The sequence below is a fragment of the Paenibacillus massiliensis subsp. panacisoli DSM 21345 genome (genome assembly GCF_000426545.1).
In the GTDB taxonomy this organism is placed as follows: domain Bacteria; phylum Bacillota; class Bacilli; order Paenibacillales; family Paenibacillaceae; genus Paenibacillus; species Paenibacillus panacisoli.
In genome coordinates, this window is the sequence record NZ_AUFO01000001.1 from 530,212 (window position 1) to 545,285 (window position 15,074).

The window sequence follows — 15,074 nt, forward strand, 5'->3', positions numbered from 1 at the left end:
AGTCGAGAACTGATGGATGTAAATCAAGGAGTTGAAGAACATGTCTGACAACAAGCAGTGGACTGATGTAGTCATGCCGCAGCTAGCGGAATCACTCGTCTCTGCTACCATTGCCAAATGGCTCAAGCAGCCTGGGGAGCAAGTGGAACAATATGATCCGATTTGTGAGGTCATTACCGATAAAGTAAACGCGGAGATTCCTTCAACCGTAGATGGAATCATGGGCGAGCATCTGGCTGTAGAGGGGCAAGTAATTGCAGTCGATGAGATCATCTGTCGCATCCAGACTTCAGAGGGAGACGGAGCAGTCCAGTCTGCGCAGCAGCCTGAGCATAGCCCTGTCGCTGCTGAGCTAGAAGCTGAGAACGGTGCTGATCAATCAATGCGTAATCGCTATTCTCCGGTAGTCCAGTCGCTGGCGGCTCAGCACGGAATTCAGTTGAGCAACGTCACAGGCACAGGAATTGGTGGGCGTATTACCCGCAAGGATGTACTGGCGTATGTGCAGCGGAAGGGTACAGTTGCTCCGCAAGCGAGTAAACCAGCCCAAGCGGGCATAGCTGTGGAAGCACCAAGAACCAATGTCAATAGTGCTGCCTCCGTCCCCGGCGAACAGGCGACTGCTACGCTCGGAGATGCTGCAATACCTGTTCGTAACAGCGGAATTCATCTGACGGAGATGCCGAAGATTCCTACGATCGAGGTCGAGGACGATCCTACAGGCAGAAGTGAATATTATATTGATGTGACGCCGATTCGCAATGCAATCGCTCGTAATATGCGCCAAAGTGTGTCAGAAATTCCGCATGCCTGGACCATGATCGAGGTTGACGTGACGAATCTGGTTATGCTGCGCAATAGCATTAAGGATGAATTCAAGCGCAAGGAAGGCATTAATATTACTTATCTGGCCTTCTTACTGAAGGCCGTAGTGAATGCGATCAAGGATTATCCGATCATGAATTCCTTCTGGGCCGTGGATAAAATTATCGTGAAGCGGGATATCAATATCTCGCTGGCAGTCGGCACGGAGGACTCCGTATTGACTCCGGTTATCCAGAAAGCAGATCAGAAGAACATTGCAGGGCTGGCCCGCGAAATTGATGATCTGGCGCGCAAGACCCGCGAGGGCAAGCTGAAGCTGGACGATATGCAGGGCGGGACATTTACGGTAAACAACACGGGCTCCTTTGGCTCCATCCTGTCGTATCCCATCATCAACTATCCGCAGGCTGCGATTCTGACGTTTGAATCTATCGTTAAGAAGCCTGTAGTTATAAATGACATGATTGCGGTTCGCTCGATGGCCAACCTCTGTCTGTCTCTGGATCATCGTATTCTGGATGGCGTCATCTGTGGACGATTCCTGCAGCGTGTGAAAGAGAACCTGGAGAGCTATTCTTTGGAAACCAAGCTGTATTAAAAAAACTGTATGTAGTCAGTCTTATTCAATTGGGCAGTATTCGGATGAACAAGGCGCGCGGCTTCTTCGTGTCGCCGAAGAGAGAAGGGTACAGGCTGTGAACAGACGTCCGCTTGAAGTCAGCTATATACCAACAATGCCGTATGGAGAAGCATGGGAATTGCAAAAGGAGATCGTGCAGGCGCTTGACCAGGGCTCAAGACAGGAAGCGCTGTTGCTGCTGCAGCACCCTCCAACGTACACCATCGGTTCGCAGCGTCATCCTGAGCACCTGCTGCTGAGCACAGAGCAGTTAGAGGCAAAGGGAATCTCGGTATTCGAGATTGACCGTGGCGGCGATATTACGTATCATGGTCCGGGACAATTGGTCGGCTATCCACTGTTGATGCTCGGCTATGGACAAGACCTGGATTTGCACGGATATTTGCGATCGCTGGAGCAGGTCATTATCGACCTGCTTGGTGAGTATGGTCTGGAAGGGACACGCAAGCCAAGCTACACAGGAGTATGGATCGGAGATCGCAAGATCGCCGCGATCGGGGTCAAGTTCAACCGCTGCAAGCACCGCAGAGGCTTCATTACCAGCCACGGCTTCGCATTCAATGTGGAGGAAGGTGTGGAGCAGGACGGCTTCAGCGGGATTGTTCCGTGCGGTATTCAGGATTATGGAGTAACCTCGCTGGAAAGCGCTCTGGGTCAGAGCATCAGCGTAGAACAGGTAGCGCAGGACATTTTGCCGCACTTTGTGCGCAATTTTCCCTACGATATTCAGAGAATTCATTCATGATAGACCTAGACAGACCCAATATGTCTTCATAGATCAGATTGTGAGGAAGTCCACAGCGTATGTGGGCTTCCTTTTTTGTTGAAACGGACTAGATGTCCAAATCATACATAGACTCAGGAAGGAGTAACAAAGATTGCTTCAAATCACTACAGTTCACTGGAGCTCAGTATAAATTGCTACAATTCCAGATATTCAAAAATAGGTGTTCACATTTATACCAACCAGCTTCCCATGTAAGTCTAATGACTCATACAAAATGGCAACAGAAGGGGACGAATCAACCATTTTTGGCGGGTAGTGTCGCTCGGACTTAGGGCGCTATGCTATGATGAAAATATGAGAACATACGATCTGTTTCGCGGAAGGGAGAACAACCATGCTAGAGATGATCAAGCCTCCGGCTGAGACACTATACGAGCAGGAGCTGAGGGCTCTGCGCGAGGAGGATACAGGTAGAAGACCGCCGAATTGGCTGCTGTCACCTATGTATGTGAGAGACTTCATTATAGGCAGAGACAAGCCAGTGATGTTGGATGGACAGGAGGTTCAGATAACACGCAAATTTTACGGTAACGATGTATTGATTGAGCGGGCTATCGTAACGCTGGCCGGGAATCGGGGACTGATGCTGGTCGGAGAGCCAGGAACGGCCAAGACAATGCTGAGCGAGCTATTATCTGCGGCCATCTCGGGCACCAGTCTGAATACAGTACAGGGAACGGCGGGAACGACGGAGGATATGATCAAGTATTCCTGGAACTATGCCATGCTGCTCGATCAGGGACCGTCTGAGGCTGCGCTTGTGCCGTCGCCTTTATACCAGGGAATGAAGCAGGGGATGATTACTCGCTTTGAGGAGATTACACGCTGTCCCTCCGAGGTACAGGATAGTCTCATAAGCATCCTGAGTGACAAAGTACTCAGCATACCGGAGCTGGAAAGTGGGGTATTGTTCGCGAAGCCTGGCTTCAATGTCATTGCTACGGCGAACATTCGTGACAAAGGTGTCAACGAGATGAGCGGAGCACTCAAGCGGAGATTCAACTTTGAGACGATTCATCCAATAGGCAATGTCAAGATGGAAGCACACATTATCGAATCTCAGGCCAAAAATCTGCTGCAGCATAATGGTGTTGAAGTAGAGATTGAGCAGGATGTTGTGGAGCTGCTGGCTACGACCTTTATGGAGCTGAGAAAGGGCCAAAGCCGCGAGGGCTACAAGCTGGATATGCCACAGGCCACACTGAGTACGGCAGAAGCTGTATCTGTCTATGTGCAGAGCGCCATGACCTCTTACTATTATGAGGATCGACCTGTTACCATGGATCGACTTGTGCAGAATATGCTGGGAACGGTGGCTAAGGAGAGCGACAAGGATTTGTCAGTGCTCAAGGGTTATTTCAGCAAGGTCGTGAAGGAACGTGCCAGAGAGGACGAGCTATGGAAGGCTTACTATGAGGCGAGAACATGGATTCGCTGATGTCTGTCGCGAAGGGGGATAACAGGACGGACAAGCATTCTACGGATTCGAACATTTCCATGACTATGTCGCACCATTCCACAATGGACGATCTCTCCGCGCTAGCCTCTGAGGAGTCGGGTGTATCTATGGAACAGCTAGATCTGCTATATCGTGAGCAGGTATTTAATTTGTCATCTAACGTAGTGTATTTTCCGGTACGTCATCATAGCCCGGCTTGCTCGTTTCACTTATTCCAAGCAATAGAAGCCTATAAGCCCCAAATTATATTAATTGAAGGCCCGGAGAGTGCGGACCCGTTAATTCAAGTATTGACGGATGAGGCAACTGTACCGCCTGTAAGTCTATATTGTACATACGAGACCAATGTGGAAAAGGCGGCCTTCTACTACCCGCTATTGAGCTACTCTCCTGAATATGTGGCGATGAGGGAGGCTGTGCGTCAGAACATTCCTGTCCATTTCATTGATCTGGATGTTCGCCCCCGCTTCCTGAAAGCTCAGTCTGAAGCTGATATTCTCGCTGAGAAGGAGGGACAAGAACAAGGCAGAGACAGGTCATCCTTGCAGGATGAGACGCTACTCACCTCCTCGGCATTCATGGACAAGCTGTGCGAGAGCCTGAATTGTCGCAACTTCGATGAGTTGTGGGAGAGATTGTTCGAGATTCGTGGTCTACAGCTCCGTACGACTGATTTTGCTCGTGAAGTATTCACCTATTGCACCTTATCGCGTATGTGCTATACGTTACAGCGCCTTCAGGAGGAAGGGGAGCTAGAGCGGGAGCAGAACATGAGGCGTCACATCAGTCAGGCTGTTCAGAATTATGAGCGGGTCCTGGTGGTAACGGGTGGCTTTCATACGTATGGTCTACTGCATCGAGGACTGAAGGAGAGCGGAGGTCTGGAAAGGCAAGCAGAAGAAGTGGGTAAGACTACGTCTAAAGAAGCGTCAAAAGATGTGTCAAAAGATCTGTCAAAAGATCTGTCAAAAGATCTGTCAAAAGATCTGTCAAAAGATCTGTCAAAAGATCTGTCTAAGGATGTGTCTGAGGAGGTCGAGACAACCGCTACTACATCTTCATCTGAATCCACAGCTGGTACTTCTGAAGCAGCCCTGGCGACTCATGATTCTGGCGCTGTGAGCTCAGTTCAGTATACGAAGCAGATGTACCCCATGATCTATACCTTTGCCGAAGCCGATCGACTGAATGGCTACGCTAGTGGTATGCCATATGTGAACTATTATGAGCTGGCATGGACCCATATTGAGCGGTCGAGACAAGAGCCCTATACACGTACATCGCTGCAGCTGCTGACAGCATTGACCCACAGGCTACGTGAACAGAAGCAGCATGTATCTACCAGTGATGCTATTGAGGCTTATGCGATGTTACAGGGATTAGCTCACCTGCGCAGCAAACACGAGGGAGGAGTCTATGAGCTGCTGGATGCAGTGCTATCCGCCTTCGTCAAGGGTGAGTATTCGATCGCCACGTCTGAACCCTTCACGAGGCTGAAGGAGCTGTTAACGGGAGACAAGATTGGTCAGATTGCGCCCAATGATTGGCTTGTTCCCATTGTGGAGGACTTCAAGCGTCATGCTGCTGCGGCTAAGCTACAGATTAAAACGACAGCCAGACATAAGAAAACACTGGATTTGTACGCGCGACCTGACCATCGACGGATTAGCCAATTGCTGCATTGCGTGAGCTTTCTGGTGCCAGAGTTCGCCGAGAAGAATGCAGGCCCTGATTGGCTGGGCAATCGGAACATGAACCTTGTGCGCGAGACGTGGACATATTCCTACTCAGCATTGATTGAGGCAAGATTAATTGAGAATTCGATATTTGGCGGTACACTTCAGGCCGCAGCTGTACGCAAGCTGGAAGAAGCGGCGACGGAGATACCGGGGCATCATAGTGGACGGCTGGCAGATCTGCTTCTGCACGCTCTTCTCATGGGGCTGCAGGAGCTCGCGAGCAGTCTCTATGGGCTTGTACGCGCTGCACTGCGCATGGATGGCAGTCTACTGTCGTTATGCCAGACGCTGCGAGTCCTATACCGCCTTCAACAGCATGGAGTACTGCTGGGTCTTCGTGATGATGAGCAGCTTCCGCAGCTGCTTGTTGAGGCATATCGTTTAGCGGTGGACAGGTTGCCTTCCATTATAGGGACAGCACCCGATGAGCACAACGACATCGTTGAGGGGCTGAAGCTGCTTGCGATGCTGTCCTCTACGCCCGATGAGCTTTTCGATAGTAGGTTCAGAGAACAGTTGACAACGCTACTGGAGGAGGAGCTGCCGCCATTGCTTGAGGGCGTATGTATGGCGCTAGCTGTGTCTGCAGGGGATCGTAGTCGCGCAGAGATCGCACAACGAACGAGAGGATATGTTCGTGGTACGCCAGAACAGGTCCAGAAGTCTGCGCTCTATCTACAGGGACTATTCACGGCTGGACGTGATGTGTTCCTATATGATGATGAGTTGCTGATCGAGGTCAATCGTCTTCTGGAGGAGCTTCCGCATGAGGAGTTTATTGCTATGGTAGCGGAATTAAGGCTTGCGTTTACCTACTTCACTCCTATGGAGACCTCACTGATTGCAGACCGTGTGGCACATTTGCTGAATTCACAGGATGCCTTGCTGGAGGAAGCGGGTGTGGAGGAGCAAGAGCTGCTACGTGCCCAGGCCCTTGATGACGCATTGCGAAAGGAGTTCATCACATGGATGCTGATCAACACGAAGTAGATGATGGAGTAATACAGCGTACTTCTACAGCGACAAACGCCAAGTCAGGGTCGACAGAACTACTGAATCGATGGCGATTATTACTGGGAGCCTCGGCAGAAGAGAGTCTGTCGCAGAATTCAGAATATAGCTATGATGATTACTCTTATACGGAACTGGATGAGGTACTGGGCTATCTGTATGATCGTGAATATAGCGAGGAGCAGGGCTTCCGTCGTGAAGGGGGACAAGGAGCTCCCCAATTGACGGTACCAGATTGGCTGCACAAGATCAGAACACTTTTTCCCAAGACAACGGTAGAGGTATTGGAGAAGCAAGCGCTGGAGCGCTACGGCCTGTCAGAGCTACTGACGGATCGGAAGCTTCTGGAGTCACTAGAACCCAATATGAATCTGCTCAAAAATATTATGCAGTTCAAAGGTCGCATGAAGGGTGAGGTGCTACGTAGCGCTAAGGACATCGTGCGTACAGTCGTAGAGGATTTGCGCCGCCGGTTGGAGCTTGAGGTACGTTCCAGCATTTTGGGCAAGAAGAGTCGCTATGTGAGCAGTCCCGTAAAGTCGCTGCGTAATCTGAATATGAAGAAGACCATAACCCGAAATCTCAAAAACTATGATAAAAAACGCGGCAGATTCGTCATTGATCGTCTTTATTTTGATGGAAGTGTCCAGACCTACAATAAATGGAACATCGTCATTGCTGTCGATGAAAGCGGGAGTATGCTGGATTCTGTTATTTATAGTGCAGTCATGGCGAGTATCTTCCATAGTCTGAATGCGTTGCGTACTCATCTGATTATTTTTGATACCGAGGTGGTGGATCTCAGTGATCGGCTGGAGGACCCGGTTGATCTGCTGATGAGTGTCCAGCTTGGTGGGGGGACGCATATTACCAAGGCACTTCGTTATGCGGAACGTCTTATGGATAACCCGGGCAAGACGATTTTTGTATTGGTAAGTGATCTGGAGGAAGGTTACCCGCTTCCATATATGTATAAGGCCTGCAAGGATATTGTAGACGCGGGAGCAAAGCTACTCGTGTTAACAGCGTTGGATTTCAGCGGTGAAGCAGTATACAACCGGAATGCTGCCCAGGCCTTGAGCAATATCGGAGCCGAGGTTGCAGCTATTACACCGAACGAGCTGGCGGAGTGGGTTGCTGGGGTCATTCGTTAGATTACACACGGTTGCTTGTGTACATGAATCATCATTAGAATGGGAGGGCTAGATTATGCTAAAGGAAACTTTAACGGAGCAATCATTAGTAGACAAGACACTGGAGCTGTATGGGAAGGATAATCGCCTGACGAAGCAGGATATCGAGCAGATTCGAAATTATGTAATGGGCAAAGAAAGTACAGTTCCAAGGCTCAGCTCAATTTCCAATTTCTCTTTCAGTACCATAGATTACCTGGAGAAGCTATTCAAGCAGGAGACCAGCGATGAAGCTCTTCGCTTATCCGCAGTGATCCTGACGAATAAAGGTCTTAGCTGGGGAGAATATCTGATTCCTGTCATCTTCCGTAATCAGATCTATCCAGTCGGTCTAGGCAAGACGAGTAAGAATGGAGCAGAACGTATGGAACGAATGCAGCCCATTATGGACAAGCTCTCGTCTTACCTTGGAGAAGCCGAGATGAACAGGCTGATTGAAAAACAATTGGGACAAGGTGAGATGCGTGCTCGTAGTGCGGTCACTCCGCATCAATTGATACAAGCCTTGCTCCTGCTGAGACTTTACTATCAAGCTAACGCGAATCAGGCGCAGGAGGGGTTGAAGAGAATTCCGGAATGGCTGCGGTTGGTAGTGACTGAGGATGCAGACGAATTACGCAAGCAGTTACATACGGCGATGGAGCCAATTATTCTACGGCGGGCAGATTACCGGGATAGACATAATGCGACCACTGTGGATCTGAATGCAGAGTGGGTTTCAGAGCGTCGTGCACAAGTAGTTGCTACTCATTTCCCTGACAGCACTGCGAATGCCAAAGAATTGCTGCCGAGGACTACACTGATCGATACGTTGTATCTGATAACTGCTGCTCTCCTGTATCGCTGCAACCTCCATGGTGGAAAGGACAGGATGCTGGCCAGTCAAGAGGAGATCGATCACGTACTGCTGGAAGCAGTACGACTGTTGCATGAGGTATGCCCACTGGAGGTTCGCAGCCATCTTCTGAGGATGGATTATAACTCCTCCAAGCCAGATGAGTTGCTTGAGGGGCTGCTGCCTACGGATGAACCCTTTTCATTCATCGAGCAGTTGGCAGACTCGTTCAAATACAACATGATTACTTGGCGAAAGCTGCTAGACATGATCCCGGGACATTTGGAGGAGAGTCATCGGGCTTACGAGATTTTGGAGAATCCTTTTTTGAAGCTGATTATCCATACCGTGCTTGCCGACCAGGGGGAACCACTTCCAAAAGGTGCTGGAACCGTAGAGCAGGCTATTATAGCTAATTTGCGAAATAAGGCATTCAGTGGACGCTTTGGATTGATGCTGGCTCGTTACCTCGAAGGTGAGCTTACTCTTGAGGAATATTGGGGCGACCAGCAGAACCATGGACTATTCAACAGACTGAACAAGGATATGAACCGCAAGCAACTCGTCATTGCACTGTCCTTCCTGCCGCTGGAGTCCGAGGCGACTCGTCGTCTTGCGAGCCTAATCTCGTACAAGGGCGTCAATACACTGGAATGTGTCTCGGAGCTGTATCGCTCTTATGCTTTTGACGGACAGAAGGTACTGGAGACCTACGCAGATCATCCCGAGGTAGATCACCAGAAGCTGCTTGAAGCGCTTGTCTGGCTGAACGGAGTAACGGGCGATACGTATGACTATAACTTTATGGGGGAAGAGGCTTATCAGCGTCTGCTCCACACGTATCCAGAGGCTGTGCTTGGAAAATATGATGAGCTCTCTACGGATGCACGGGAGTTGTTCCTGAGCACCATGCTGTCATCATGGGAGCAGCAGCCAGCTGAATTAATGACAAAGGTGTTCCTGAAGGGGTTGAATGATTCGTCCAAAAAACTCCGCAAACAGATCACTGCAGCCTTCACGGATCGTGTAGATCTTCAGTTGTATAAGGATGTGTATCTTGCCAGTAAAAAATCAGGCATCAAGGAGCAGGTGCTGAATCTGATACGTCGACTTCCTGAGGCCAAGGATGCGTACACCGAACTGCTGTCGAAAGAGAAAAATAGCGCTCTGCGCGAGCTTATTCAGGTGCTACTGGATACGGCGGGGCAAGGTCCGGCACAGGCACATGCTGCTCTGGCAAGACAGGCGGATGATAAGAAGAAGTCCCGCCTGAGCTGGCTCTCGCTGGCGGATCTACCGCTGCTCAGGGATACTGATGCTCAGCCGCTGAGCCAGGATATTCAGGTATATGTGCTACTGCAATCCTTGGAATACAACTCAGGGCCGAATGAAATGCTGGAGGAGATGAATGTTTATGTGCAAGCTGCCTCCCTGGCAGACTTCAGCAGTGAGCTTATACAGCAATGGCTCCAGATAGGGGCTCCTGCGAAAGAGAAGTGGGTATTGTATCTGGGTGCAATGTTCGGAGACCGCAGGCTGGTAGATTTGTTAAGTAGGGAAATCAAAGGCTGGTCTGAGAGCGGACGAGGGGCTATTGCAGCCGAGTCTGTCAAGGTTATGTCCTACGTCAAGGATCTATCTGCCCTGATGACCATCGACAAGCTGGGGCGTACCATTAAGAATCGTCAGGTAAAGACGGCGGCGGCGGAAGCGCTGCAGATGGCAGCAGAGAATGCTGGATTGACACAGGAGCAGCTGGAGGATCGACTCATTACTGCGCTTGGTTTTGATAGTACAGGTACACAGCGTCTCAGCTATGGAGCCCGATCCTTCCTCGTCAAGGTGAATCGTGATTATCAATTGAGCGTACTGAATGAAGAGACAGGTAAGGTGGTCAAGAGTCTGCCTGCACCAGGTGAGAAAGATGATGCCGAGCAGGCAAAGGAAGCAAAGATCCGCTTCACTCAGCTCAAGAAGGACCTGAAGACCATGGTTACGTTGCAGTCACAGCGGCTGGAAGAATCCTTGTCCAAACAGCGACTGTGGTCTACCCAGGAATGGACGGATTTGTTCGTTAACAATGTGATTATGCATCACTTTGCCGTAGGACTTGTGTGGGGCGTCTATGAGAACGAACAGCTCAAGGATACTTTCCGATACATGGACGACGGAACCTTCAACACGGTTGATGAAGAGGAATACGAGCTGGGGGCAGATGTCCGGATTGGACTCGTGCACCCGTTGGAGCTTGATCAGGAGCAGCTTGAGGCCTGGAAGACTCAGCTTCAGGATTATGAAATTGAACAGCCCTTCGAGCAGTTGGAGCGTACCGTATATATTGTCGCAGAGGATGAGAGGAAGTCGCGTGAGTATGCTCACTTGCCTGCCGAAGAGTATTCTCCGACTGCCCTCCCCAAGACGCTTGAGAAATATGGCTGGTATAAAGGTGCCCCTGCAGATGGTGGCTTCTACCACGAGATGTACAAGGCGTACGGCGAATTGATTGTCGAGCTGCAATTCAGTGGAACCAGTGTTGTGTACTATGAGGGCCTGGAGGATATTACACTTACCTCGCTGGAGTTCTATCGCAATCGGAACAATAAATACCACTCCTATTATAGGGATGAGGCTATGGAGCTAGAGCGTGTACCCGCTCGTGTGTACAGTGAGACCATCTATGATATTTTGCGTGCCACAGGACGGTAATAGCAACTGCTCGGTGAGAGCAGTATAGGAAGCGCATCAAGGCAGCGGTGTAGCTGCGGCGAACAGGAGGAGGACGGCGCATGGATGATGCTGGCTATAGGTTGCAATTTAATCAATTTATCGACTTATGCACAGCGGATTATTTGATCCGTTATGCCAATAAAGGGTTGTACAATCGCGCGCTTAAGGAAATAGCCAAGGGTACCCGTGTTGATTATACCTTTCTGCCTGCGTCGGTGAGCTGCCAGCTTGATGATGGAACGACATGTAAGCTGTATGACACGCTAGAGAAATGGGAATGCAGTTGTCCATCTGAAGCTATATGCAAGCACATTCTAACCTCCGTGTTATATTATCAGCAGCAGCTCATGGAGAGCCGAGAGGAACCGGAAGGAACGGCTTCGCAGGTGGAGAGTAGCATGGTGGATGTGCAAGTCTCAGCACAGGTTCCAATGGAGACTGACGCGAACGCAGTATCCCAGATAACCAAACCAACCCATGCAACACCGTCCCCTCTAGCTGTTCAACCCAAGGTCGATTTTAGCTGGCTGCTGACCCCGGAACCTGAATCTCTGATTGCTGGTTTTAAGCCGGCAATTCTGGAAGAAGTGGTGTTCCGGTTGAAGTATGAGGAGCCACTGGAGGTCAAGCATGACTCCTTGTTGACAGTACGATTAGCCAGACGAGAAGTAGAGGTATCCTTCACAGGGAAGCCTGAACCGGCGAAGGCTCTGTGCTCAGCTAAGGGTAAGGAGGGAGACCTGCTTCGACTAGAGGCGTTGCTGCGCTATCGTAGAATGCATGGTCTGAAGGATATCGAAGCCTTGAATTCCTCGTTGTATTCTGTCCGCTATTCTATGCAGGCAGTTCGTGAGTGCCGTAGACTCCTTCAGGAGCTGCTGTTGACAGGACTAGCCAGATTGCCAGAGAGTATGCTGGCCCGGCTTGAGATTGCCGCGGTGACAGCCCATAGCGGGGAGCTTCCTGAAGTAGAACGGCAGTTGCGTGGATTGAAGGGGGATCTAGAGCTGTTCTTCAACAGACATATCCGGAGCTCCATGGGGGTACTCCTGGACCGCATAACCCGATTGGAACTGACCCTCAAGCTATTGGGTGAACAGCAGCTGTCATTACCTCAACTATCCGAGCTGGCAGGCGAATATCGCTCCCGTTACCATACTGTGCCTCGTCTGCAGCTGTATGGACTGGGGGCGGAGCCCTGGGAGAGTCGTTCCGGCTATCGGGGAATTACTTACTATTTTTATTGCCCGGATGATCAAGGTATATATACTTATACCGATGCTCGACCGGTGTTCTATGAAAAGAACGAGTTCGCGTTCGGAGTGCATTATGCATCCTTTGCCCCATGGTTGCCAGGATTAACAATGGATCGTCTATCCAGAGAGCAGCTGGAGTTTAGGCAAGTGAAAGTAAATCGCGACCACAGGCTATCCTCGTCGGATTCGGCAGTGCTTGAATTGCTGCCACGAAATCGAATTGAGGAGATTCCGCTAGAGGGGGACTTGTTCAAAAGTATTTCACAGTTGGAAGGAGCCTCACGGCAGCCAAAACTATTTGCTGCCCGAACGGAGCAATTGGTTGTGCTGAAGCTTGAACGCATCGTGGATCGTTATTTTGATCAGTTGGCACAAGAGCTGATTCTGATTGGGGAAGATACGGACCAACTCAGGGTGACAATGACGATTCCCTATGATCAGGAATGGAAGACGGCTATCAAAGCATTGGAGAAGGATAATCGCACCCAGGAGCTGGAGCATTTTTACACGCTCGTAAGAATACAGGGACAGAAGCTCTATCCGATCAGTTTTTTGAAGGGAACGCAGGTGGTAAATCTCAAGCTCGATCTGTAGCTTCGGATCTACTGAACTGGATAGAAGAGCAATCTTTAGTTATTATCCAGTCTCAGTATTAAGACTAGCAAAGCAGGATTATGCTCAGAAAATAAATGAAGAAGAGGAGTGAGGTGAAGTCGTGCAGGGAATGCATTCGCTCAGTGATAAGATACATAGCTGGTGTCAGGAGCTACTGCTTCGAGGCTTGTCTCAGCTCACATTGGATGATCTGGCTCTACTAGAACAGCGGTCGGCAGAAGCTGCCCGACTCAATCTCCTATTCCTCCAGCAATTGCTGGAGCAGGTGATATATACTGGACGAGCTGCTGTACTGGGTGGTGATGCAGGTACACAATTGCTGGAGGCCTACTGCATGCTTAGTCAGTATGTTAGTCTGATTGTTCAGGAGCCTGAGGCTCTGCATGCACTGGCAGAATGATCTTAAGTTGAGATTGAGGAGGCCGATTACAAATAAATACCAGCACAAAATAGGCAGTCTGCTTCTAAATGCAGCTTGCCTATTTGTGTGTAGCATTCGCTCTTATTTGCTGTTATTAGTATTGTTGTGTTGTCATCCTTATTGCTGGTTATCTAAATATAAGAGGCTCCAGCACTGCCAGTAGGGTCGAGCCGACCATGGCGATTAGCATGACGTATACAAATACTTTAAACCATTTTTTGTGCTGCATGTGTAACTCCTTTATAATGAATATGGAATGTTGAAGTTAATACTATTGTAACGCAATCCGAGTAGGGAGGAAAGGTAGTATGGTTGTTAAAGAGCGATTGATTGCTGAATTTATGGAACTTGTACAGGTAGATAGTGAAACTAGGCACGAGCAGGAAATTGCGAAGGTGCTGAAGGATAAATTTATGGCGTTGGGTCTAGAGGTGAAGGAAGACGATTCCAAGGAACGTACTGGGCACGGTGCAGGCAATCTGATTGCGACCTGGAAGGCAACAGGCACGGAACAAGCACCGAAAATTCTGTTTACCTGTCATATGGATACAGTTGCTCCAGGTGTAGGAATACAACCAGAGCTGGGCGAAGATGGATGGATTCGTAGCAAGGGTGCGACGATTCTGGGAGCCGATGATAAAGCGGGAATAGCTGCACTATTCGAAGCCATTCGCGTCGCAGAGGAGCAGAAGCTTCCACATGGTCAGATTCAATTTGTGATCACGGTGGGCGAGGAATCTGGTCTGATTGGTGCAAGTGCGATGAAGCCTGAGGATCTCGATGCGGAATTCGGATTCGCCTTGGACTCGAATGGCGAAGTAGGATCCATCTGCATCGGTGCCCCTACCAGAGCGAACATTGAGATGACGATTACTGGCAAGTCTGCTCATGCTGGGGTAAATCCTGAGGATGGAATCAGCGCTATTCAGGTTGCTTCCAAGGCTATCAGTGCCATGAAGCTCGGCCGGATTGATAAGGATACGACCGCAAATATTGGCAAATTCGAAGGTGGCGGAGCAACTAATGTTGTATGTGAACTGGTGACGTTATACGCTGAAGCACGTAGCAATGTGCAGGAGAAGATGAGTCAGCAGATTCAGCAAATGAGGGACGCGCTGGAGACGACCTGTCGGGAGTACGGAGCACAGTCTGAATTCCGCAGTGAGATTGCCTATCCTGCATATAAGTTCAAGGAGGACGATGAACTGGTGCAGCTTGCACAACGGGCGATTCGCGGCATTGGGCTGAATTCAGAAACCTTTGTCTCAGGTGGTGGGTCTGATGCGAATGTCTTTAATGGCTTGGGCATTCCTACAATTAATCTTGCGTTAGGTTATGAATATATTCATACGACTCAAGAGAAAATTAAGGCAGACGATATCGTCAAGGCAGCGGAGATTGTGGTCGCCATTATCCGTGAGACTGCAGGTAAATGAGACACGGGCTCTAGAACATAAAAATGGCCTGGATTGGGAGCATCTCCGATTCAGGCCATATCTTCTATGTATCGACTGTGAATACGAATCATTGTTGTACATTTGTACTACATGGCAATGGTATAATCAG

The 15,074-nt window shown here is 49.6% G+C and carries 10 protein-coding genes; 9 read left to right on the plus strand and 1 reads right to left on the minus strand.

Annotated elements, in window-relative coordinates; translation table 11 throughout:
* The first annotated feature begins 40 nt into the window (after positions 1–40).
* The 8 genes from K331_RS0102375 to K331_RS0102410 all read left to right on the plus strand — a co-directional run bounded on the left by K331_RS0102375 (position 41) and on the right by K331_RS0102410 (position 13,487).
* Positions 41–1,423, plus strand: a complete 1,383-nt coding sequence (locus K331_RS0102375) for a dihydrolipoamide acetyltransferase family protein (protein ID WP_028589031.1) — start codon at positions 41–43, stop codon at positions 1,421–1,423.
* A gap of 97 nt (positions 1,424–1,520) precedes the next feature.
* Positions 1,521–2,210, plus strand: a complete 690-nt coding sequence (gene lipB, locus K331_RS0102380; protein WP_028589032.1) for a lipoyl(octanoyl) transferase LipB — start codon at positions 1,521–1,523, stop codon at positions 2,208–2,210.
* A 376-nt stretch (positions 2,211–2,586) separates the two neighbouring features.
* Positions 2,587–3,690, plus strand: coding sequence for an ATP-binding protein (locus K331_RS0102385; protein WP_028589033.1), 1,104 nt, complete (start codon positions 2,587–2,589; stop codon positions 3,688–3,690).
* Positions 3,678–6,440 (plus strand): DUF5682 family protein, encoded by a 2,763-nt coding sequence (locus tag K331_RS0102390; protein WP_028589034.1) that lies wholly within the window; start codon positions 3,678–3,680, stop codon positions 6,438–6,440. The genes K331_RS0102385 and K331_RS0102390 overlap by 13 nt, the downstream gene beginning before the upstream one ends.
* Positions 6,416–7,615 carry a VWA domain-containing protein gene (locus K331_RS0102395; RefSeq protein ID WP_226383520.1) on the plus strand — a complete coding sequence of 400 codons (1,200 nt, stop codon included), beginning with the start codon at positions 6,416–6,418 and terminating at the stop codon, positions 7,613–7,615. Before K331_RS0102390 ends, K331_RS0102395 begins: the two co-directional genes overlap by 25 nt.
* Positions 7,616–7,670: 55 nt before the next feature.
* Positions 7,671–11,195: a DUF4132 domain-containing protein gene (locus tag K331_RS30855; protein ID WP_028589035.1), complete on the plus strand. Its 3,525-nt coding sequence runs from the start codon at positions 7,671–7,673 to the stop codon at positions 11,193–11,195.
* An 80-nt stretch (positions 11,196–11,275) separates the two neighbouring features.
* Positions 11,276–13,066, plus strand: a complete 1,791-nt coding sequence (locus K331_RS0102405; protein ID WP_028589036.1) for an SWIM zinc finger family protein — start codon at positions 11,276–11,278, stop codon at positions 13,064–13,066.
* 121 nt (positions 13,067–13,187) lie between these two features.
* Positions 13,188–13,487 carry a hypothetical protein gene (locus K331_RS0102410; RefSeq protein WP_028589037.1) on the plus strand — a complete coding sequence of 100 codons (300 nt, stop codon included), beginning with the start codon at positions 13,188–13,190 and terminating at the stop codon, positions 13,485–13,487.
* Between the two features lie 148 nt (positions 13,488–13,635).
* Here K331_RS0102410 and prli42 read toward each other — a convergent pair whose 3' ends face one another.
* A complete protein-coding gene (gene prli42, locus K331_RS31330; protein ID WP_018886308.1) occupies positions 13,636–13,737 on the minus strand; it encodes a stressosome-associated protein Prli42 in 102 nt (33 codons plus the stop codon).
* A 79-nt stretch (positions 13,738–13,816) separates the two neighbouring features.
* On the opposite strand from prli42, the gene K331_RS0102420 reads away from it, so the two are divergent.
* Positions 13,817–14,944 carry a M20/M25/M40 family metallo-hydrolase gene (locus K331_RS0102420; protein ID WP_028589038.1) on the plus strand — a complete coding sequence of 376 codons (1,128 nt, stop codon included), beginning with the start codon at positions 13,817–13,819 and terminating at the stop codon, positions 14,942–14,944.
* Positions 14,945–15,074 lie beyond the last annotated feature (130 nt).

Bases quoted from the DNA above. Each gene is read 5' to 3' on its own strand.
- K331_RS0102375 (WP_028589031.1), top strand. From the start codon at position 41: ATGTCTGACAACAAGCAGTGGACTGATGTAGTCATGCCGCAGCTAGCG.
- K331_RS0102385 (WP_028589033.1), top strand. From the start codon at position 2,587: ATGCTAGAGATGATCAAGCCTCCGGCTGAGACACTATACGAGCAGGAG.
- K331_RS0102390 (WP_028589034.1), top strand. From the start codon at position 3,678: ATGGATTCGCTGATGTCTGTCGCGAAGGGGGATAACAGGACGGACAAG.
- K331_RS0102395 (WP_226383520.1), top strand. From the start codon at position 6,416: ATGGATGCTGATCAACACGAAGTAGATGATGGAGTAATACAGCGTACT.
- K331_RS30855 (WP_028589035.1), top strand. From the start codon at position 7,671: ATGCTAAAGGAAACTTTAACGGAGCAATCATTAGTAGACAAGACACTG.
- K331_RS0102405 (WP_028589036.1), top strand. From the start codon at position 11,276: ATGGATGATGCTGGCTATAGGTTGCAATTTAATCAATTTATCGACTTA.
- prli42 (WP_018886308.1), bottom strand. From the start codon at position 13,737: ATGCAGCACAAAAAATGGTTTAAAGTATTTGTATACGTCATGCTAATC.
- K331_RS0102420 (WP_028589038.1), top strand. From the start codon at position 13,817: ATGGTTGTTAAAGAGCGATTGATTGCTGAATTTATGGAACTTGTACAG.